Genomic DNA, 21,730 nt, shown 5'->3' on the forward strand with positions numbered 1-21,730 from the left:
TGTATCATTGATGTAAAACCATGTCTGCATTGATTCATTTCGCTCATGCCAACGGCGTGCCAACACCTGTATATCAGGAGCTATTTTCTTATCTCGATGGTTATGGGATTATTACTCCAGATACTGCCTTTGGAATGCATGATGACTATGCAATAGATATGCACTGGCAAGCATTGACACAGCAGGTCATACAAAGTATTGAACAGCAATACCAAGGAAAAAAAGTGATTGCCGTTGGACATTCACTAGGTGGCATACTCAGTTTACAAGCTGCTATGCAACGTCCTGATTTGATTGAGCAATTAATTTTGTTAGATCCGCCATTATTTGTTGGTTATCATGCTTTGACTTTGCATTTAGCACAAAAGACACATGATTATTTTGTTGATAAAATCAGTCCTGCTGGTCTATCCAAAAAACGTCGTGATCATTGGGAGAATCGAGAACAAGCCCATAGTCTATTACGTCAGCGTGGTTTTTTTAAAGACTTTAGTCAAAATAGCTTTGATCATTATATCCAATATGCCTTGGTAGACGATCAAGAGAACGGCGGTGTTAAATTGGCAGTTGATAAGTCTAAAGAAGTAGATATTTTCCGTAACTTACCTTCATTATATTGGCAAGCACAGCATCGTAAAACATTGGATATGCCTGTCACGTTGATTGCAGGTCAAGATAGCCCTTTTGTAAAACAAGCTACTGCCCAAGCGAGTGCCAAAGCATTCGGCTTTGAATATATGGAAATAGCAGGAGGACACATGTTTCCGTTACAATTTCCGAAGCAAACGGCTACTTTAATCCAGCAATTAATCCTGCAAAATACGCTTTAAGTAAAAGCAAAAAAATACCGCTAGATGATAGCGGTATTTTGATATTATGTTGATTAAGTGTACTGATTAGCCGTGCTTTTTCGCAAAGTCTTGCATAAATGAAACCAATGCTTGTACACCTTCTAACGGTATCGCATTATAAATACTGGCACGCATACCGCCCACCGAACGGTGTCCTGCCAAATTTAACAAATGACGTTGTTCCGCTTCTGCAAGGAAAGTTTTTTCCAAGCTTTCATCTGCCAAAGTAAATGGCACGTTCATCAATGAACGGTTTGGTTTAGCGATTGGATTATGATAAAAGCCACTTTGATCGATATAATCATACAATAATTGGGCTTTTTGCTGATTGATAGCATGAATTGCCTCTACCCCACCCTGTGCTAATAACCATTCAAAAACCAAACCAGCTAAATACCAAGAATAAGTTGCTGGCGTATTGAGCATAGAGCCATTTTTGGCTTGTTCGCTATATCGCAACACATTTGGTGTAATGCTTTGAGCTTGGTCTAATAAATCTTTACGAACAATCGCAATCGTTAGACCCGCAGGACCAATATTTTTTTGAGCACCTGCATAAATCAAACCAAAACGACTCACGTCCAGAGGTGCAGAAAGAATACTTGAAGAGAAGTCAGATACTAATGGCTTATCTGTATCAGGAATCTCGCTAAATTGCAGACCGCCAATGGTTTCATTATCCGCATAATGCACATAGCATGCGTCATTCGATAATTGCCATTCGCTTTGTGGCGAAATACGAAACTGACCATCTTGTTGTTTTAATGCGTCAATGACATTAATCTCGCCATAACGCTGTGCTTCTTTATAGGCTTTTTCTGACCAAATCCCTGTATGGATATAATCAGCTTTATTATTTTTTCCCAATAGGTTTAAAGCCACTGCTGAAAATTGTAAGCTTGCACCACCTTGTAAAAATAGCACTGCATAATCATCAGAAATATTCATCAGCTTGCGTAAATCAGCCTCTGCTTTTTCTGCTACAGCCATATAGTCTTTACTACGATGGCTAATTTCCATCACCGATACGCCTTTGCCCTGCCAATCAAGCATTTCTGCTTGGGCTTTTTCCAAGACTGCGGTAGGTAAACTTGCAGGACCAGCACAAAAATTATAGGCACGCATGACAACATTCCAATCATTTGAAAAGAGAGTCAGTGAGTTTAGCAGAGATTGAATCATTTTTTTATCTTTTAAATATAAAAATGAATTATTTTTTTCGATTAATTTAAAGATTTTCTAATGGTTAGCAAAATGTATTTCACACCAAAAATAAAAATAGTCTCTCATCTCTTTATGGTGAGTGACTAAAGATTCTGCCATACAAATCATCAATATATCGATCAAATTTATCAGCAAAAAAATAAGGGATGAACCGTGTCACCCCTTATTTACTTACGATATATTTTGCTTCATACAAACGCAATGAATAGATTAAGCGTCTTGCTCACCTTCAACACGTTGTCTAAATTTTTGACCTGCACGGAAAGTCACCACACGTCTAGCCGTAATTGGAATCTCCTCTCCTGTCTTTGGATTTCGTCCTGGTCTCTGACGCTTGTCACGTAATTCAAAGTTACCGAAACCTGATAGTTTCACTTGTTCGCCGTTAATCAGAGATTGACTTAACTCGTGGAAAAATAACTCCACCAACTGTTTGGCTTCTCGGCGATTCAAGTGAGTCTTTTCACTCAAGTGTTCAGCCATCTCTGCCTTTGTTAATGCTGTCATGACGCCCTCAATTTTGCATTATATTTTGATTCCAATGTCTGAATGACATTATCCATGGTCTGTTTGATTTCCGCATCTTCTAGCGTGCGAGATGCATGCTGGAATTGCAAAGCAAATGCCAAAGAACGATGCCCATCTTCTACACCCTGTCCAGTGTAAACGTCAAATAACCAAACATCATCAAGTAAGCCATCGGCAGTTTGACGAATGGTTTGGATGATTTGATTATTATCGATTTTGTCACTAATTACAATCGAAATATCGCGTTTAACGGACGGAAAACGTGAAAGTTCTGTAAATTTGTGGCTAAAACTGCGAAGAAGTTGGTCTTTATCTAACTCTGCCAACCAAGTTTGCCCTAAATCCAAACTTTCTTCAAGTGATGGATGTAAACGACCTAAATAACCAATTGATTTTCCTTGTACAAGGATTTCAGCCGATTGTCCTGGATGCAACCATGCACGCTCACTACGCACATATTCAATCTCAGTTTTCACATCATACTTTGCTAAGCTTAATAACTGCTCTACTTCAGCTTTAAGATCATAAAAATCCATGCCTTTGGCTTTACCGTGCCATTGTTCTGGTAAATGTGAACCGACTGCAATCATTGCCAAAGTTGGAATTTGTTGTAAACTGTCAATATTTTGCTCTGCACCCACCGCAAAACGCAAACCCAATTCAAAGAAACGCACACGATGTTGCTGACGGTTTAGGTTGTACTGTACACACGGAATCAAGCTACTCACCAAAGTACTACGCATCACCGCCAATTCACTAGAAATTGGATTGGCTAATGCCAAAGTATGTCCATTTGGATTAAGCTGTTGTTCCAATTTTTTATCGACAAAACTAAAGCTAATCGCTTCTTGATAACCTAAGCTAACCAAAGTTTGGCGTAATTGTCCAATTTCAGTTTGATCTTGATAATCTTCAAGCTTGATTGGCATGCTGGCATGACCGACTGGAATATTGTCATAGCCGTAAATACGAGCAATTTCTTCAATCAAATCCTGATAAATATTCAAATCATAACGGTGACTTGGCGGTGTCACTGTCCAGCTACTGTCGCCATGGCTTTCAACTTGGCATTCCAAACGCTGTAATGTATCCACGATAAAATCAGCAGAAATAGGGAAACCCAATAGTTTATCCACTTGTGCTTGACTTAGCTCAATCGCATGACGTTTTGGCAAGGCATCAGCCTTTTCTGCACTGATAATTTGTGAAAATTCACCGCCTGCATATTGTTTAATCAATTGACTAGCACGTTGCATAGCAAGCATCGGCAAATTGAAATCCACACCACGCTCAAAACGTTGTGATGCGTCAGTATGCAAACCAAAACGTCTTGCACGCCCTGCAATGGCAATCGGTTCAAAGAAAGCACTTTCTAATAAAATATCAGTGGTGCTATCGGTCACGCTTGATGATAAGCCACCCATGATACCACCAATCGCCAATACTTTGACATCATCGGCAATCACGGTAATATCGTCATGTAACTCAACATTTTGCTCATTCAGCAATTGCAAGGTCTCGCCTGCTTTTGCCAAACGCACTTGAATGCCACCTTGTACGCCCGCAAAATCAAATGCGTGCATCGGCTGACCAAATTCCATCATTACATAGTTGATAATGTCCACCAAAATGCTATGACTACGAATACCCGAACGACTCAAAGCACGTTCCATCCATTCAGGCGTGACGGCTTTGGTATTGACGTTTTTCACCACACGACCCAAATAACGTGGTGCGGTGTCACTGACTAAATTTACCGTTAAATCACTTTGGAAATCTGCAGGAACATCAACAATTTCACTGGCTTGATAAGTCATTTTGTTAATGACGGCAATCTCACGGGCAATACCACGCAAGCTAAAGCAATCGCCACGGTTTGGCGTGATGCTAATATCTAACACACGATCATCAAGATTCAAATAATCACGGATATTTACGCCCACTGGTGCATCATCGGCAAGCTCTAACAAGCCGTCGATTTTATCTTCCAAACCAATTTCAGATGCACCGCACAGCATACCTTGCGATTCTACGCCACGCAATTTGCCTTTTTTAATTTTAAAATCTTTGGGCAAAACCGCACCCACTACCGCTACTGGGGCTTTCATACCGACACGTACATTCGGTGCACCGCAGACGATTTGTAATGGATTGCCATCGCCAATGTTTACAGTTGTCACACGCAAGCGATCCGCATCTGGATGTTGCTCTACCGTCAAGACTTCACCAACCACTACACCAGTAAACGGCTCAACCACTGGGGAATTGTCATCAATTTCCAAACCCAACATGGTCAATTGTTCAGCTAGAGCAGCATCGCTATCTACAGCAGGATTGACCCAACTGCGTAGCCATTGTTCGCTTAATTTCATGTTAATTTTCCTAATTTTGTAAGACTATTACTTTGAACGTAATTTAAGCATAAATATCATTATATTTATTTTTAATTCATAGTTAAATTTTAATTCGTTAGTAGGGTGCGTCTTACGCACCTTTTCAATAACGACATTAAAATGGTGCGTCTTGCGAAACAATGTTTCTCACACCCTACTTTTCAAAATAATATAATTACAATGCAAATATGCTGTTTTTTTTGCTTAAATCACGTTATTTCAACCAATGCGATTATGCAAATTGTGCCAAGAAACGCACGTCATTTTGATAGAACATACGCAAATCATTGATGCCATAACGCAACATGGCAAAACGCTCAATGCCTAGACCAAAGGCAAAGCCTGAATATTGTTCTGGGTCGATGCCACATTGTTGCAATACGCTTGGATGCACCATGCCACAACCCATCACTTCTAACCATTTGCCACGCTCATCCATAATATCCACTTCGGCACTTGGCTCAGTGAATGGGAAATAAGATGGACGGAAACGTACGGTCAATTCTTTTTCAAAGAATGCTTGTAACAGATTGATAATCATACCTTTAAATTCGGTAAAATTGGTATTTTCTGTTACATACAAGCCTTCCATTTGATGGAACATTGGCGAATGCGTTTGGTCTGAATCACAACGATACACACGACCTGGGCAAATAATACGAATCGGCGGTTTGCTCACTTCCATAGTACGGATTTGCACGCCTGACGTATGGGTACGCAATAAATGCTTGGCATCAAAATAAAAGGTGTCGTGCATGGCACGTGCAGGGTGATGACTTGGAATATTTAACGCTTCAAAGTTATGATAATCATCTTCGACTTCAGGACCTTCTGCGACTTTAAATCCTGCTTTGGTAAAAAACTGCGTCAAACGTTGTTGTACTTGGCTCACTGGGTGAATACTGCCCGCTTGTTGTCCACATGCAGGCAACGTAATATCAATACTTTCACTTGCCAACTTGGCATTTAAAGCTTGTTGTTGTAAAAATTGTTGGCGTTCATTCAAACCTTGGGTAATGCTTTCACGCAAAGCATGAATTTTTGCACCTTCAGTTTTACGTTGTTCGGCATCCATTTTGCCTAAAGATTTGGATAATTCTGCCAATTGGCTTTTTTTACCAGTAAAGTGAACACGAACTTGGTCAAGGCTGGCTAAATCTTGGGCATTGGCAATGGCAACTTGTGCCTCTTGCATTAAAGCATCGATTGACAGTGCAGTCATAAATCTTCTCTATGGGTTGAAGTCAATAAAAATCGCTATAGTTTAGCAGTTTTCTAAGCATTTGTATTGCTCAATAACTGCTGTAAGGTTTGTTTTTCAATGGCATAGTAACGTTTTAATTCATCTACTTTTGCCATCATTGTCGCATCAGGTTGATTTAAATCCTGTGTAGCATGCTTTTTAATCGCCAAAATCATTTTATTTTTACTGGTATGCTCAAGGCTAACAAATTCCAAAATTTTGGTTTCATAACCATAAGCTTGCAACATCATCGCACGCAAACTATCGGTGAGCATTTCCGCTTGTTGCCCTTGATGCACGCCAAATTGCAACATCGGCTGTAAAATCACAGGTGATTTCAGCTGTGGACGCAATTCTTTGTGGCAACATGGTGCGGTCATAATCACTTTTGCACCCAAACGAATGCCCGTATGAATGGCAAAATCTGTCGCAATATCACAAGCATGCAATGCAATCATCACATCGGTTTGCTCAGGTTGATAACTTCGGACATCGCCTTGGAAAAATTTTAACGCATCAAAACCAACTTGCTCAGCAGTATCTTGGCAAAATTGTACCAATTCATCACGTAACTCAACGCCTGTCACTTTTGGGCTAAAACCATGTTCACGCAAATAATCATACACCGCAAAAGTCAAATAGCCTTTGCCCGAACCAAAATCTACCACATGTAAATCTTGTGCTTGCTGTGCATCCGTCACCAATTTGGCTTCTTTAATCGCCCCTGAGAAAATCTCAATAAATTTATTAATTTGTTTCCATTTTCTCGACATACTGGCGATAAGCTGTTGTTGATGGTCATTAATGCCAAGATGCTGTAAAAACGGTGCTTGTGCATTGACATAGCGTTTCTTTTCACGATTATGCGATTGATTTAAATCATTATTTTCAATAACTTTAGTGACATTTTTGCTTTTACTGTGTAGCAATTGCCACTGTTGTTTTTTAAATTTGAGTTGTAATTCTTGCCCTGTTAAGAACGCATTGGCTTGTCTAAAATGATTTAAAAAGTCATTTAAAACTTGTTCGCATTCATCTTGTGCGTAATTTTTGGTCACATCATTGGTTTTATAACGCCATGTGGCTTGTAAATGCGGTTGATTTTTTAGCACAATCGCACGCAAAGTGATTTTTTCTAAGTCACTTTGCTCGCCACGATATTGACTAAAAATGATTTTTTCTAATTGTTGCTGTTGCCAAGCTGTTAAAACTTCGGCAATAAATTGTTGCTGGGCGGTGCTTTGTGTAGCATTTACATTTACGGTATTTAGGTTTGACATCGTCATCATATCAGTGAAGTAACTGGGTATATCATAACATTTTTAGGTAAGATTTTATGCAATACCCACCTATAAATTTACGTTCAATCATATGTATCGTGTCCAAAAAACTGTAGCGTCTAAAATTATTGTTTTTGTTGCTATATTTCAGTCTTTTCATTTTTAAAAGAAAAACTTTATCCCAAAAATGATAACAAATTCATAGCATTAAGATAAAAGACATAGCAAAAAATAAGATTTTTACCACACAAGAATATATAACGAACTGAAAAATATAGATTATTTTTTGTGTTATGACTTTTTTTTATTCACCCTATTCCTTATTTTATCTTTTTTTGTCAGTATAGATACATTACAGTAACACATCATCACATTTTTGCATAAATGTTAACGAAAATGGCGATTGCTGTAAGAACCATCGTCTTGAAACCAAAGGAGTGTATCTATGCAAGACACAGCACAACCAGTCAATTCTAAGGGACGCGTACTTGCTGCCAGTATGATTGGTACAACTATCGAATTCTATGATTTTTATATCTATGCCACCGCTGCAGTATTGATTTTCCCACACTTATTCTTTCCGCCAGGTGATGATACTGCTGCAACATTGCAATCATTAGCGACATTTGCGATTGCTTTCTTAGCACGTCCGTTTGGGTCTGCATTATTTGGACATTTTGGTGATCGTATCGGGCGTAAGGCAACACTTGTCGCTGCACTACTCACCATGGGTATTTCAACTGTAGTAATTGGTCTTTTGCCGACTTATCATGATATTGGTATTACTGCTGCATTACTATTGGCTTTGTGTCGTTTGGGTCAAGGGATTGGCTTGGGTGGTGAGTGGAGTGGTGCGGTATTGCTTGCCACTGAAAATGCCCCTGAAAATAAGCGTGCTTGGTATGGTATGTTCCCGCAACTCGGTGCACCGTTTGGCTTAATTTTGGCAAACACTTCTTTTATTTTATTAAGTATGATGCTCAGTGAACAAGACTTTATGTCTTGGGGTTGGCGTGTTCCATTTTTAGCCAGTGCATTATTGGTCATTGTAGGTTTATATATTCGTCTAAAATTACACGAAACCCCAGCTTTCCAACGTGTTTTAGACAAACAAGAGAAAAAAGAAGTACCGATTGCGGCAGTATTTAAAAATCACTGGAAAGTTTTGCTGGTTGGTATCTTGGCAGCGGTTTCAGCATTTGTCGTGTTCTACATCACGGTAGTATTCTCAATGGCATGGGGAACCAAAGCTTTGGGTTATAGTCGTGGTGACTTCTTAAAAATGACGACGCTCGCAACACTTGCCTTTGCCATTTTTATTCCAATCAGTGCAATAATGGCTGAAAAATTGGGTCGCAAAACCACATCAATCATTGTCTGTGTAATCGTAGCAATCTTGGGCTTAATCCTGCCTATCCTATTGGTTAAAGGAAATATGGCTAGTGTATTCGCATTCCTTTGCTTGGGTATGGCAACCATAGGTTTATCATATGGTCCACTTGGTACTGTATTGTCAGAAATTTTCCCGACATCAGTACGTTATACAGGTTCATCATTGGCATTTAACTTTGCAGCGATTTTGGGTGCATCATTTACCCCGATGATTGCGACATCACTTGCCAAAGATTATGGTTTGGCATATGTCGGCTTTTATATGGTGGCAGCTGCTGCATTGTCTTTGATTGCTTTTGCATTTCTCAAAGAGACCAAGGATATTGATGTCAATCGCCAACTATAAGGCTTAATCAAAGTAATGTTATTGATTTTAATCATTAATTTTACTGATAATTGAATTATTTTAAATTCTTAACCATAAAAGCAAGTTACTGGCTAACTTGCTTTTATTTTGAGCAAAAGTATTGAAATTTGATGAATTTGGCAAAAAAAATTAAGTTTTTTGCCGAAAAAAGGTCGTATTTTCTGAAAATTTGTATATGATTGCTCAATATCAGTTCACGCTTTGTAATTTTAGGTATCTTATCGTAATTTTATAAGGTGTGGGCTTATTTTTTTATCGTATTGCAAGGTTTTGTGGGGCGAAATTCCATTTGCCATCATTGCAACACAAGGGGGAGAATCAAGTCCGTTGATTCTAATATACTGCGGTCCTTAATTAACAGTTTAGAGGATGACGCCATTGGCAACTACAGCTACATCTTCGCCAGCAAAACTCCAGCGTACGCTTGGACTTTGGCACATCATTATTATTGGTTTGGCTTATATCCAACCAATGACGGTATTAGACACTTTTGGTATGGTGTCTGAGGCAAGCGTTCAACACGTACCGACATCTTATATTATTGCATTGATTGCAGTACTACTCACTTCATTAAGCTATGGTGCGATGATTCGTCGCTATCCATCATCAGGTTCTGCTTATACTTATGCCCAAAAATCCATCCATCCGAATGTCGGTTTTATGGTGGGTTGGTCATCTTGGTTAGATTATTTATTATCACCTTTGGTCAATATTATCTTGGCGGTGATTTATCTAGAAGCATTATTCCCAAATATCAATGCATGGGTTTGGGTAATTGGCTTAACTGCCTTTATGACAGGCATTAACATCTTAGGTTCAAAGATTGTTGCATATTTCAACAGTTGGATCGTTTTAGTGCAATTGATTGTGATTGGTGTGTTTACTTGGTTGATCTACAGTAAGTTGAGTGTTGGTATCAACGCCGATGGTACAATCAATCCTGAAGGCTATCAATTATGGAGCCTAGCACCGTTTTGGACTGAAATAGCAAGTATGGGTGCATTGATTACGGGTGCAACAATTCTTTGTTTCTCTTTTACAGGTTTTGACTCACTGAGTTCATTGGCTGAAGAAACCAAAGATGTCAGTAAAACGCTACCAAAAGCAATTTTCTTGACAGCTTTGATCGCAGGTATCGTGTTTATTATCAGCACTTACTTTATGCAAATCTACTTCCCTAAAACACCTGATACTTATTTCCCAGATATTGATGGTACGCAACCAGACATCTTATTGCTAGTGGGCGGTTCTGCATTCCAAGCTGGTGTACTTGGCTTTGCGATTGTTACAGTAATGGCATCGGGTATTTCTGCACACGCTGGTGTATCTCGTTTGATGTATGTAATGGGTCGTGATGGTGTCATCAATAAGAAAATCTTTGGTCATATCAGTCCACGTTTCTTTACCCCAACATATAATATTTTGATTGCGGGTGCAGTGGCATTGACAGCAGGTTTTACCGACCTTGACACTATCGTGCATTTGATTAGCTTTGGTGCATTGACTGCGTTTAGCTTTGTAAACTTATCCGTGATTGCACGTTATGTGATTCGTGATAAGCAATACAACACGCCAAAAGATATTTTGATGTATCTGATTATTCCTGCACTAGGCTTTATCAGTGTGGTGGCAATGTGGATCTCTGCAGACCTGATTGCTATTCAAATGGGCTTAGGTTGGGCGGCAATTGGTTTGGTATATTTGATTTACTTAACTCGTGGCTTTAAGCAATTACCACCACAGTATAAGCATGATGAAAAGCATATGAACTAATTATTAGTCAAATCTTTTCAAAAAAGGGCAGTAATGCCCTTTTTTTGTGGCTACTATTTTGTTAACGTATAGTAAATCCTAAATTAAACTGCACAATGAATAACACAATCTCTTAAAGAATCAAACTGATTTATTTTTAATCTAACATCTTGTTTCACCACAGCCCATTTATTCTCAATAGGATTTAACTCAGGCGAATAAGGTGGCAGATACAACAACGTGAGATTATACAAACTTGCAACTTGTTTTAAATCAGCAAGGCTCATTGCCCCAATCAGATTTAAACGCTTGCCACGATTAGCATCAATTTTAGCATAACATGGCTTGCCAACGGACGACCAACTACGCTGATAACTCTGTCTTTGGTAGAAACCTGTTTCATCCATCAACAGAATGTTGCTAAGTTCAAAGGCAAGTCTTAGCAACAATAAAAATGCGACGAATAAGCCTTGTTTTACTGCGTCTGCTTGTTTAAAGGTGAATGTCTTTTTTTAAATGACCAGTTGATGCGATGCAGGGTTGTTACAAAGGCATTGTATGATATATTGATATCAGGGTGGTCTTTTAGGTATTGCTCTCTTAGTTGTTTAGCTGTGTCAAATTCTTGTGATTTGACGTAGTCTTCAAAGGCAACAAGGTCGGTGATAATGGGTTTGACACCTGTGCGTTCAGTCGGTTTGGGTTTAACATTGCCTTGTTCTTTGTAAAGATTTATCCAACTGTCTAATGTGGTACGAGATATGTTAAATGTGTTTGCTGTGTTGCTTTTATGACCTGTTCTTTCCCAGTAGGCAATGACACGTTTTCTTAGGTCTTGGTTAAGTGTGTTTGACATTGTTTCTTACTTATTGTTAAATATGCTTGTCCATTATAATGCAGAATTTACTATACTTGTATTGAATTACTTAGCAATGAACAAGCACTGTCCATTACTTTCGATAATGGCAAAGAGTTCACTTTGCATGAAACGATTGCGGATAAACTCGATGCTGATATTTACTTTGCTCGACCTTACCATTGATGGGAGCGAGGTACGAATGGGTTAATTCGTCAGTTCTTACCTAAGTCAATGTCATTTGATAAGGTGTCTGATGAGATGGTAAAGGTGACTGAGGATAATTTAAACAATCGTCCTAGAAAAGTGCTAGGTTTTAGAACGCCCCTTGAGGTAAAATCTAATTTCGGGTGCGTTGCACTTCATTGTTGAATCCGCCATCCAATAAAAAAGCCATCTTAGCAGATGACTTTCTACGATTGTGTAACAAAAATTTTAAAGATTCTATTATAATCGCACACCGCCCATCGTAAACATCGCAACTAAGAATAATACAAAAATCCCAATCGCCCATTTTGCGGATTGTACTTGCCACTTACCCATCTCTATGCCTGTTAATTGCAAAAGCAGATAAATAAAGCCAACCAAAGGACTTAACAAGTGAAAAGCTTGTCCTGCCGTTGAAGCGATAGCAATATCCATTGAACTAAAGCCATATTTTGCACCCACTTGGTTTAGTACAGGCAATACCCCTAAGTAAAACGCATCATTGCTTAACAAAAATGTCCCTGGTACAGATACCAATGCCACAATCAAAGGCCAATGGCTACCAAAACTCTCAGGAATCCATGTCGCCAATGCCTCACCCATCGCATTGCTCATGCCTGTGCCTGATAATACGCCCATAAATACCCCAGCCGCCAGTACCATAAAAATCACTTGCACCGCCGATGAGCCATATTTTTCGATGATTTCACGTTGGTCAGCTTGCTTGGGATAATTAATCACAAAAGCAATGGCGAGTGCGATGGCAAAGATTAACGCTGAATTCATCTTAGGGAAAATCCACATTCCACCAAAGATTAGTTCTAGCATTACCAACACCGTCAAGGCAAAATTTACCCACACTAAATGCGGACGAGCAAATTTGGCATCATCATCATGCGGTGTATCAATAATTTGAGCCATACCAGTGGTATCAAGGTTCGTAATGCCTAGGCGTTTTCGCTCTGACAAACCCCGAATTACTGCTACACCAATAACCCAAAGCGATGCCAAAATCATTCCTGGGATAATCGCCCTTAATAGCTCACCCTCATCAACCTTGAGTGCAGTAATAATCCGAGCCGTCGGACCACCCCAAGGCAATAGGTTCATGATTGAATTGGCTAAAATAATCAGTACTGCCAAATCCATCATTTTCATATTGAGCTTACGATATATAGGTAGCATGGCAGCACATACCACCAAAGTAGTGGTTGAGCCATCACCATCCACAGAAACACCAAGTGCTAGAATTGCTGTACCCACCAACACTTTAAGGGGATCGCCTTTGACCACCCTCACAATCAAATTAACCAATGGTTGAAACAGACCTGCACTTAACATTAAGCCGAAATACAAAATTGCAAACAACAACATTAGGGCGGTACCAGCAACCCCTTTAATTTTTAGGTCAGCATCGCTAATCATACCAGCGATAGCAAACTTGGGAATATCGCTAATAGCAAAGTGTCCCAAGTGCATTGCCCCTGCTACCAAACCAACAATCAAGGGTACTAATACAAGGGAAGTGAATGGTGAGGCTTTTCGAGTCATGATTAGTGCCATAAACCCAATCACAATCAACATACCAAATAACGCTAACATAGCTGTATTCCTTTACACAAATATCAATATCATTTCATCTTATCATGTGACCTCATGTCTGTAAATGAAAAAATCATGCCTTAGTCTAACTAAAAGTTATTTTTTCTTAATAATTTTTTAACTAATAATCCCCCACTCTCAACACTTTTCATGGGGATTGAAACAAAGAAGTGTAGTGGTCAAGTTTAATTAGACAACCTTTAAGAACCTGTTTACAATCTTTTTAAGAGCAGACAAAGGAAAGCTAAATTCATCATCTGCAAACTTGCATTCAGCTTTCTCTCACAATTTTTACAAAGCCTTCTACACTTATCAAGCCAAGAAAATGAACTTTCAACAACCCAGCGTTTTGGTGTGATTTCACCCTTAGCAATATCACTTTTTTTTGGCAACTTCTACACTGACTATGTCGCCCAATATTTCTTGAACAGCAAGCTCAAAGCTCATACCTTGATATCCACCATCTACCATGATGTTTACGACTTTTGCAAAATCATCTTGATGAGGTTAATTGCACCATTTCTGTCTATCACATTGGCGGTGGTAATCACTATTGCATGAGGTAAGCCTTGACTATCTACCGCTATGTGACGTTTGATACCTTTAATTTTCTTTGCACCGTCAAATCTACGCTGTTCTGTCGTATCCGTATTTTTAATGCTTTGTGAGTCGATGATGATAAAGCTGGTTTTGCTTGCTCGGTCATCGTCTATTCGATGTTCTTTCACTAGATTTTTTTAAAGCAGTGCTGATTGCACTGTTGCCATGTCCGTCAACTTCATTCCATTTGTGGTAGTAACTGTAAACCGTTTGCCATTTTGGAAAGTCATGCGGTAAATTCCGCCATTGACAGCCTGTGGTTAGGGCGTATTTGACTGCACAGAATACGTCATAAGGTCTATTACGGCAGGTTTTGTTTTCTTCCTAACGCTTGTTAATATTGGTTCTATGTGTTTAAATTGTTCTTTGCTGATGTCGCTTGGATAGGGTTGTCTCATGGTCACCTTTAAAAAAATTTTGTTTTGTAAGTTGATGATATTATACCCTAGCTTTTAATCGTAAACAGGTTCTTAGATGATATTTATCGTTATATCAAATTTGATTAACGCTCATCTCTGGTGATAGCAATCTCTTGCCAAACGATTAGCTTGGAGAATAAAGCTTGCAAAAAATAATCCACTTTTGATGTATTGTCCAAATTGTCATCTATAGTCAAAGTTAATTTTGTGCCTTCTTTGGGCATGGCAATACCCGCAATAGTTTTTTATTGTAATAAAATCGCTTGGTTATCAACTATTTGCAATACACCTTGTGTCAAGACAATTGGATTTTTACTGACTTTTGCTTGTGCTGTAGCGTGTTGTGGCACAAGCAATGAAAATGGCATCAACACCTATCGCCAATGAAGGATAATCTTGCTCCATGATGTTATCCTTGTTTTTACGGTGAATGGTTTTATAGAAATGCCATACAATAATCATGATATGGCATTTATTTTCAATATCATATTACGATTAACGATGAATATAATGCTCAAAAACATCAGCAAAATCATATTTACGGATTTGTGACAATCTTTGGCTATATCCCGATTCGATTTGTAAAACAGTTTGATTGATAATATCAGGTAGATTCAGCAAAATAGTTTCAGGCATAGTCTTGATATCAATCATATTCGTCACTTTATCAAAAGTACTCTTTAGAATATGCTCTTGCTGATCGATAACTTTGCACTGCTCACTAATCGCAGTGAGTGCTTTATAAATATCACGAATCTGTTCAATTTGGTTTTTATCAATATCAATCGAGAATGCCATACCGCCCAAGTTAAATTTCAACTCTGCATCCAAATCAATGGTTCCAGCGGTTTCAATCATGACATTAGCAGGTTGATGGTAACGATAAGGATAGCGTTTTAGTAGACGCTTTTTACTGGTTGCTGACTGTCCGTCTAGGTGGATAAATGCGACATTGGTAAAGCAATATTCATCCGTTTTTGATTTAATCAGAAAATAAATCTTTTCATTATCTTCATGAAAAATATAGTCATCTGCGTCGGTCTGCTGATATTGGCTTGGGGGAATAATTTTTCCCAAATCACTCAGCCCCAAGGCATCAGAAGCAAAATTTTTAAACATCCTATTTTCTCCAGTAGTTATGATGCTCAGTCAAGCACCATGGTCATACTAACATAGGATGATTTTTTGCATCAATTGTCATTTTGCAATAATTTATCGCCAAATGATAAGTGGTGATTAAATCATTAATGTGCTAAATTTTGTGATTGTTCGCAACGATGCAATAATTTTGAACAAGCATCTTGCACCATGTCTTTGGTGATTTTGACTACTTCACCACTTTCGATTTGCATTGAGCAATTTAAAAAATCATATTCAATCGCAACAATATCTGGCTGAAACACTAATTGGTTTGGCTTGAAGTTGGACGTATTCATAGTTATTCTCTCTGTGCAAAATATCTATGCCATAGATAATAATAAAGTTCATTTATCAATTTACTGCTTTTAAATGTCGGTTTTATGACGACATTCAATTTCACCTTAAATCGATAAATTAAGCATAACAATTAAAGCACAGAAAGAAAAATATCAGATGTAACAAAGCATTGACCATATTTTGTTACACCTTGAGCAGTTTTGCTAATTTAAAATGATATCGTATTGTTCCTGAGTATAAATATTTTCTACCTGAAACTGAATCATTCCACCAATAAAATGCTCTAGATCTGCGACACTGGTTGCTTCTGAAGTCAATAGACTGTCAATCACTACAGGGTTGGCGACTACTGTGTAAGCACGCTTGGTTTGGTAAGCTCTTGCATATCGTAAAATTTCACGAAATATTTCGTAACATACAGTTTCTGCAGTTTTTACGTAGCCACGACCTTGGCATGTTGGACATGCTTCACAAAGTAGATGCTCTAACGACTCGCGTGTACGTTTACGTGTCATCTCCACCAAGCCCAATTCAGATACTTGGGTGATTTTATTTTTGGCATGATCACGTTCTAACATTTTTTCAAAGATACGCATCACTTCTTCACGATGCTCAGCTTCTTGCATATCAATAAAGTCAATGATGATGATACCACCCAAGTTACGTAGTCGTAGCTGACGTGCGATGACTTCCGTCGCCTCAAGATTGGTTTTGAATACCGTATCTTCAAGACTCCGCCCACCAACATAAGAACCCGTATTGACATCAATTGTGGTCATGGCTTCAGTCTGATCAATCATCAGATAACCACCTGATTTTAAATCAATACGTGTCTTTAATGCCTTTTGAATATCTCCTTCGATATTATACAGCTCAAATAGTGGCTTTTCTCCTGGATAATGAATCAAGCGGCTACTCATATTCGGCACAAATTCGTCCACAAAAGTTTGTAGCTTTTGAAAAACTTCTCGTGAATCAACATAGATTTTTTCAGTCTCAGGATTTGCCAAGTCACGAATAATACGTTGTGGCAAAGGAAGCTCTTCAAAGATAGCCTCTGTGACTTGTACTTGCTGTTGGCGACGCTGTACAAAATCCCATAATTTGGCGAGATAAGTCATATCTTGACTCAACACTTGCTCATCCAGACCTTCAGCTGCTGTACGAACAATGATTCCGCCTTTGAGTTGATGTTGCTGTTTTAACCCATCAATCAAACTGCGTAATCTTTCTCTCTCCTCTTCATTTTCAATCCGCTGAGACACGCCAATATGATGCCCAAAAGGCATATAAACCAAGTAACGAGACGGAATAGATAAATCTGTAGTCAGTCTCGCTCCTTTGGTACCCAGCATATCTTTCATCACCTGCACAGGCAACACCTGCCCTGCATGTAATAGCTCGAAAATATTCGGTATCGCCTGCCCGCGAGTCCATACCATGTCATTAACATGTAGGAATGCGGTACGCGACTGTCCAATATCGACAAAAGCCGCCTGCATACCTGGCAAAATACGTACAATTTTGCCTTGATAAATATTACCTACCAAGCCACGCTTAGCACTACGCTCAACAAATAACTCATTGACCGTACCATTCTCGACCAAAGCCACCCGACATTCCATCGGTGTGACATTAATCAGCAATTCATCTGCCATCAGATTTTCCTATTTTATTTCAATTTTAAAATATCTAAAAAGCTGTGCCTGTCGCTTAGGCAAAAAACAATAATTTCATGGTGTTATAGCTTATCTAATGTAGCTAAACAATCGGATCGACATAAATTTTTCTTATGATAGCATGGCTTGAACAAGAAAATAAGTCATGATGTGGCTTGAAATTTTTCTAATAATTGTAGGGTTTCAAATAAGGGTAAACCAACTACATTGCTATAGCTACCCTGAATATGTTTTACCCAAGCTGCAGCACGGCCTTGAATAGCATAGCCACCTGCCTTGTCTTGCGGCTCACCAGTTTCCCAATATTTTTGCATTTCATGATGATTTAACTTTTTAAAAGTCACTTGCGTTGTGATGATTTGATGATACTGCTGATCACCTTGTTGTAAAACAATACACGTCTTTACTTGATGCTGTGTATCAGACATCGCCTGCCACATCCGACACGCATCAGCAAAATCTAAAGGCTTGGCGAAAATGTCCTGTCCAAGGCATACCGTCGTATCTGCCGCAATAATGATGCTATCTGGATAAATATCTGCGATCACTTGTGCTTTTTGTTTGGCAACACGTTCTATATAAAGGTCAGCACGCTCATTGGGCAATACACTTTCATCAACATCCGCCACGTGTACAGTAAAATCAATACCGACTTGTTCTAAAAGTGCTTTACGACGTGGTGATTGTGATGCCAAGATAATTTGTGCTGGTGTGGTATGCATATTGAACCTATAAGACGTGCTGTATGGTGAGGCTGATATTCAGCGAAATTGATGTATTTTAGATTTTTTTCTTGATCGGTGTAAATGCAAAGTGAAAGAATCCATGTCATCACCGCATGATTTATCAAACAACAATCACCGACTTTAATGTTCTACACAGCATAATTGGTTAAATTACATATGAATTGTAAATTTTTTGCACGGACAACCTGAATTATTGATTGTATGTAAAAGCTTTCTCAATTATTCTACCCTGCTGGAAAATTACTTTGCTTTAATACAAAGATATTGCCAAAAGCAAGTGCTTACTTGTCATAGTAAATCGCTGAATTTTCATGACTTTAAAAATATTTTTGGTCATTTATTGATTTTTATCTCCCAAGGATTAGCCAATGGCTGAAATTTCGACTCAACATCTTGAGCGTAAGCTCAACGCCCGTCATCTAAATATGATTGCGATTGGCGGTTCAATTGGTACAGGGCTATTTCTCGCTTCAGGCTCGACCATTGCCAACGCAGGACCTGGTGGTGCTTTGCTTGCCTATGCACTGATTGGCGTAATGATTTATTTTTTAATGACGAGCTTAGGTGAGTTGGCAACACATTATCCAAGCTCAGGTGCATTTTTTACTTATGGTAGTAAATATGTTGATGAGAGTTTTGGCTTTGCCTTAGGCTGGAACTACTGGTATAACTGGGCGATTACTGTTGCTTTTGAACTGGTTGCTGTACAGTTTATCATGAAGTTTTGGTTTCCTGATGTTGCTGGAGTCGTTTGGAGTGTCATATTTTTAGCGGTTATTTTTGCGATTAATGCATTGAGTGTCAAAGGTTTTGGTGAAGCAGAGTTTTATTTCTCTTTGGTCAAAGTCGTTGCCATTATTGCCTTTATCGTTTTAGGTATTTTCATGATTTTTAATATCATGACCACTGATATTGCACAGCTCAAGCATAATTGGACTTATTTGGATGCCCCTTTTGCAGGGGGATTACAAGCTATGATTGGTGTTGCCATGATTGCAGGCTTCTCTTTCCAAGGCACTGAAATGGTTGGCGTGGCAGCGGGTGAATCTGAAAATCCAGAAAAAACCATTCCACTGGCAATTAAACAGATTTTTTGGCGTATTTTACTGTTTTATATCGTGTGTATTTTTATTATTGGTACATTGATTAGTTATAAAGACCCGATGTTGCTTGCTGCTGCTGAAACCAATAATGTTGCACTATCACCATTTACGCTATTGTACGAAAAAGCAGGGCTTGCCTTTGCTGCTGGTGTGATGAACGCAGTGATATTGACAGCAGTATTATCAGCAGGTAACTCAGGCATGTATTCATCTACACGTATGTTGTGGAGTATGGCAAGCGAAGGACGTGCACCAAAAATCTTTGCCAAACTAGATCACCGTGGTGTGCCAATGAATGCACTATATGCCACCGCTGCCATTGCTGCACTATGTACTTTGACTTATTTTATCAGTGAAAAAGACGTGTACTTTTGGCTATTGAATATGTCTGGTATGTGTGGCTTTATCGTATGGCTAGGTATTGCTGTGTCACATTATCGTTTCCGCAAAGCCTATATATTACAAGGCAATGATTTAAATCAATTACGCTATCGTGCCAAACTATTCCCATTTGGTCCATTGTTTGCATTTGCACTTTGCTTATTCATTACTTTGGGACAGAACTATCAAGCCTTTGTCGGTGAAACCATTGATTGGAAAGGCATTGTTGCAACATACATCACCATTCCATTATTTTTAGCAGTATGGTTAGGTTATAAGTATAAAAATAAAACCAAAGTCATCAGCTATCAAGATATGGATGTGCAACCATTAAAACTCACAAAAGATTGATTATTTTTTAATGATGTTTTGTCTATAAGTACAAGGACAAAATTAAATATAGTTTTCCGTTCACCCTGAGCTTGTCGAAAGGTCGCGGAAAACCGTCATGGTTCCTTGCGAGCTATAACTCTCATCACCACGAACGGTTTTTGTAACTTAATATTGTCCATTTGTTTAACAATCCATTTCTAAGTACATGACAAAAATCTCTTGAACAAATCAAGGTTCGAGAGATTTTTCGGTTTATAGCCACTGATTAAGAAACGGCATAAGCATTTTAAACCATATTTGAATACACTTTCAGCACGTCTGCCATGCGATTTAATTTTGATTTTTTGTATATTCTGATGTACATACTCACCAATGTTATAGCACCATGCGAAAGCAAGCAGAGTTACAGAAATCAAAGTATGTAAACATTCAATTTCTTTGACATGTGTATCTTCAAGCTGAAAGCCAGATGACTTTAATCCTTTGAATAAACATTCAATTTGCCAACGATGGCTATATAAGTCTAATCGGTTTTTTGATTTTAAATTACTGATTAAAATCACTGCATCATTTTTACCTTTATCATCTTTTTGATTCATTACTGAAATATAGCACCAATTGGAAACCACTAGCAATTTACGCTGACTATGGTAAATATGATCTGGCGTTCTGCCCCAAAGCAATTGTGATACGCAAAATTTACGTGTACCATTTTTGCTGATTTTAAAATTATTGCGGATACGAAGAACATAGGAAATATTATTATTTTCCAAATAGTTAATCCAATCCTTGCCGACAAATTCCCTATCTGCAAGCAAATGCTCAATACTATCCAAACCAAACCATTGAATATAATCATTCAATAAAGCTTTTCTTTCACAAGTGTTTGAATTACCACGTTTATTCAATAATTTAAACATCAATGGATAGGCTACATTATTGTGTTTAATTGCTAACATTAAAATATTGATATTTTGCTCACCCAATTTCCAGTTGGTTCTATCCATAATAAGGATATTTCCTCCCTTGCGACCTAAACAAGCGTAAATAATTTTAGCGACCACCATCATTGGTAGGCTGTTACTAGACATAAATCGCTGTATTCTACGATAATTACTGGAAGTTTGTGCATGAACAGCAATGTGAGTGGCGAGCTTTTGAAAATTAACGCTTTGCACTTGGCATAAAGCGAGAATAAGCCATGCTAAGAATTTGATCCGTCTAGCATCAATTTTATGCTGACAAGCTGAAAAAATGTATTGAAGTTCGCTTAAAATTTGGGTATGGTTGTGCATGAGAGTTATAATTACTTACCTTAACAACATGAATTATAACTC

General features: G+C 38.4%; 19 protein-coding genes and 2 pseudogenes. 5 read left to right on the forward strand and 16 right to left on the reverse strand.

The genetic code is table 11. From position 1 onward, the window contains the following. The first annotated feature begins 20 nt into the window (after positions 1–20). Positions 21–830: an alpha/beta fold hydrolase gene (locus tag ACEYX7_RS01350; protein WP_374807165.1), complete on the forward strand. Its 810-nt coding sequence runs from the start codon at positions 21–23 to the stop codon at positions 828–830. 66 nt (positions 831–896) lie between these two features. Here ACEYX7_RS01350 and serC read toward each other — a convergent pair whose 3' ends face one another. The 5 genes from serC to ACEYX7_RS01375 form a co-directional block, all read right to left on the reverse strand. Then, positions 897–1,976 carry a 3-phosphoserine/phosphohydroxythreonine transaminase gene (gene serC, locus ACEYX7_RS01355; protein ID WP_374802720.1) on the reverse strand — a complete coding sequence of 360 codons (1,080 nt, stop codon included), beginning with the start codon at positions 1,974–1,976 and terminating at the stop codon, positions 897–899. A 309-nt stretch (positions 1,977–2,285) separates the two neighbouring features. Continuing rightward, complete coding sequence (locus ACEYX7_RS01360) at positions 2,286–2,582, reverse strand: integration host factor subunit alpha (RefSeq protein WP_374802722.1); 297 nt, start codon at positions 2,580–2,582, stop codon at positions 2,286–2,288. Further along, on the reverse strand, positions 2,579–4,975 hold the full coding sequence (gene pheT / locus ACEYX7_RS01365) for a phenylalanine--tRNA ligase subunit beta (RefSeq protein WP_374900124.1): 2,397 nt from the start codon (positions 4,973–4,975) through the stop codon (positions 2,579–2,581). The genes ACEYX7_RS01360 and pheT overlap by 4 nt, the downstream gene beginning before the upstream one ends. A gap of 253 nt (positions 4,976–5,228) precedes the next feature. Further along, complete coding sequence (pheS, locus tag ACEYX7_RS01370) at positions 5,229–6,209, reverse strand: phenylalanine--tRNA ligase subunit alpha (RefSeq protein ID WP_374900131.1); 981 nt, start codon at positions 6,207–6,209, stop codon at positions 5,229–5,231. 62 nt (positions 6,210–6,271) lie between these two features. Further along, positions 6,272–7,519, reverse strand: coding sequence for a class I SAM-dependent methyltransferase (locus ACEYX7_RS01375; RefSeq protein WP_374802726.1), 1,248 nt, complete (start codon positions 7,517–7,519; stop codon positions 6,272–6,274). A gap of 445 nt (positions 7,520–7,964) precedes the next feature. Between ACEYX7_RS01375 and ACEYX7_RS01380 the strand changes: the two genes are divergently transcribed. Together ACEYX7_RS01380 and ACEYX7_RS01385 are read left to right on the forward strand one after the other, a co-directional pair. Beyond that, positions 7,965–9,257, forward strand: a complete 1,293-nt coding sequence (locus tag ACEYX7_RS01380) for an MFS transporter (RefSeq protein WP_374806642.1) — start codon at positions 7,965–7,967, stop codon at positions 9,255–9,257. Positions 9,258–9,647: 390 nt separating this feature from the next. Beyond that, entirely contained in the window at positions 9,648–11,051 is a 1,404-nt protein-coding gene (locus ACEYX7_RS01385; protein ID WP_374802730.1) for an APC family permease, read from the forward strand. Between the two features lie 83 nt (positions 11,052–11,134). Here the strand turns inward: ACEYX7_RS01385 and ACEYX7_RS01390 are convergent, their stop codons facing one another. Both ACEYX7_RS01390 and ACEYX7_RS01395 read right to left on the reverse strand, forming a co-directional pair. Beyond that, a complete protein-coding gene (locus ACEYX7_RS01390) occupies positions 11,135–11,437 on the reverse strand; it encodes a transposase (protein ID WP_374900132.1) in 303 nt (100 codons plus the stop codon). 68 nt (positions 11,438–11,505) lie between these two features. Continuing rightward, positions 11,506–11,886, reverse strand: a complete 381-nt coding sequence (locus tag ACEYX7_RS01395; protein ID WP_374806639.1) for a helix-turn-helix domain-containing protein — start codon at positions 11,884–11,886, stop codon at positions 11,506–11,508. Positions 11,887–11,943: 57 nt separating this feature from the next. Here ACEYX7_RS01395 and ACEYX7_RS10940 point away from each other — a divergent pair. Beyond that, positions 11,944–12,258, forward strand: a pseudogene (locus ACEYX7_RS10940) (IS30 family transposase); the annotation flags it as partial. 75 nt (positions 12,259–12,333) lie between these two features. Here the strand turns inward: ACEYX7_RS10940 and ACEYX7_RS01400 are convergent. The 8 genes and pseudogenes from ACEYX7_RS01400 to ACEYX7_RS01435 form a co-directional block, all read right to left on the reverse strand. Further along, the gene (locus ACEYX7_RS01400) at positions 12,334–13,695 is read right to left on the reverse strand and encodes a CitMHS family transporter (RefSeq protein ID WP_374806637.1); all 1,362 of its coding nucleotides are present in this window, start codon (positions 13,693–13,695) and stop codon (positions 12,334–12,336) included. Positions 13,696–13,907: 212 nt separating this feature from the next. Beyond that, positions 13,908–14,693: pseudogene (locus tag ACEYX7_RS01405) on the reverse strand (IS5 family transposase). A gap of 104 nt (positions 14,694–14,797) precedes the next feature. After that, positions 14,798–14,938 (reverse strand): hypothetical protein, encoded by a 141-nt coding sequence (locus tag ACEYX7_RS01410; RefSeq protein WP_374806635.1) that lies wholly within the window; start codon positions 14,936–14,938, stop codon positions 14,798–14,800. 21 nt (positions 14,939–14,959) lie between these two features. Then, positions 14,960–15,082 (reverse strand): hypothetical protein, encoded by a 123-nt coding sequence (locus ACEYX7_RS01415; protein WP_374806634.1) that lies wholly within the window; start codon positions 15,080–15,082, stop codon positions 14,960–14,962. A gap of 127 nt (positions 15,083–15,209) precedes the next feature. Continuing rightward, a complete protein-coding gene (locus tag ACEYX7_RS01420) occupies positions 15,210–15,833 on the reverse strand; it encodes a PH domain-containing protein (protein WP_374806633.1) in 624 nt (207 codons plus the stop codon). Positions 15,834–15,958: 125 nt separating this feature from the next. Further along, complete coding sequence (locus ACEYX7_RS01425) at positions 15,959–16,150, reverse strand: hypothetical protein (RefSeq protein WP_374802736.1); 192 nt, start codon at positions 16,148–16,150, stop codon at positions 15,959–15,961. Between the two features lie 204 nt (positions 16,151–16,354). After that, a complete protein-coding gene (gene rng, locus ACEYX7_RS01430; protein ID WP_374802738.1) occupies positions 16,355–17,809 on the reverse strand; it encodes a ribonuclease G in 1,455 nt (484 codons plus the stop codon). A 164-nt stretch (positions 17,810–17,973) separates the two neighbouring features. Next, entirely contained in the window at positions 17,974–18,552 is a 579-nt protein-coding gene (locus tag ACEYX7_RS01435; protein WP_374802740.1) for a Maf family protein, read from the reverse strand. A gap of 392 nt (positions 18,553–18,944) precedes the next feature. Here ACEYX7_RS01435 and ACEYX7_RS01440 point away from each other — a divergent pair, with 392 nt between their 5' ends. Then, on the forward strand, positions 18,945–20,411 hold the full coding sequence (locus ACEYX7_RS01440; RefSeq protein ID WP_374802742.1) for an amino acid permease: 1,467 nt from the start codon (positions 18,945–18,947) through the stop codon (positions 20,409–20,411). Between the two features lie 179 nt (positions 20,412–20,590). Here ACEYX7_RS01440 and ACEYX7_RS01445 read toward each other — a convergent pair whose 3' ends face one another. Further along, on the reverse strand, positions 20,591–21,688 hold the full coding sequence (locus ACEYX7_RS01445) for an IS4 family transposase (RefSeq protein WP_374900125.1): 1,098 nt from the start codon (positions 21,686–21,688) through the stop codon (positions 20,591–20,593). Positions 21,689–21,730 lie beyond the last annotated feature (42 nt).

Source organism: Hubeiibacter jixunmingi, from assembly GCF_041928215.1.
Taxonomy (GTDB): domain Bacteria; phylum Pseudomonadota; class Gammaproteobacteria; order Pseudomonadales; family Moraxellaceae; genus Acinetobacter.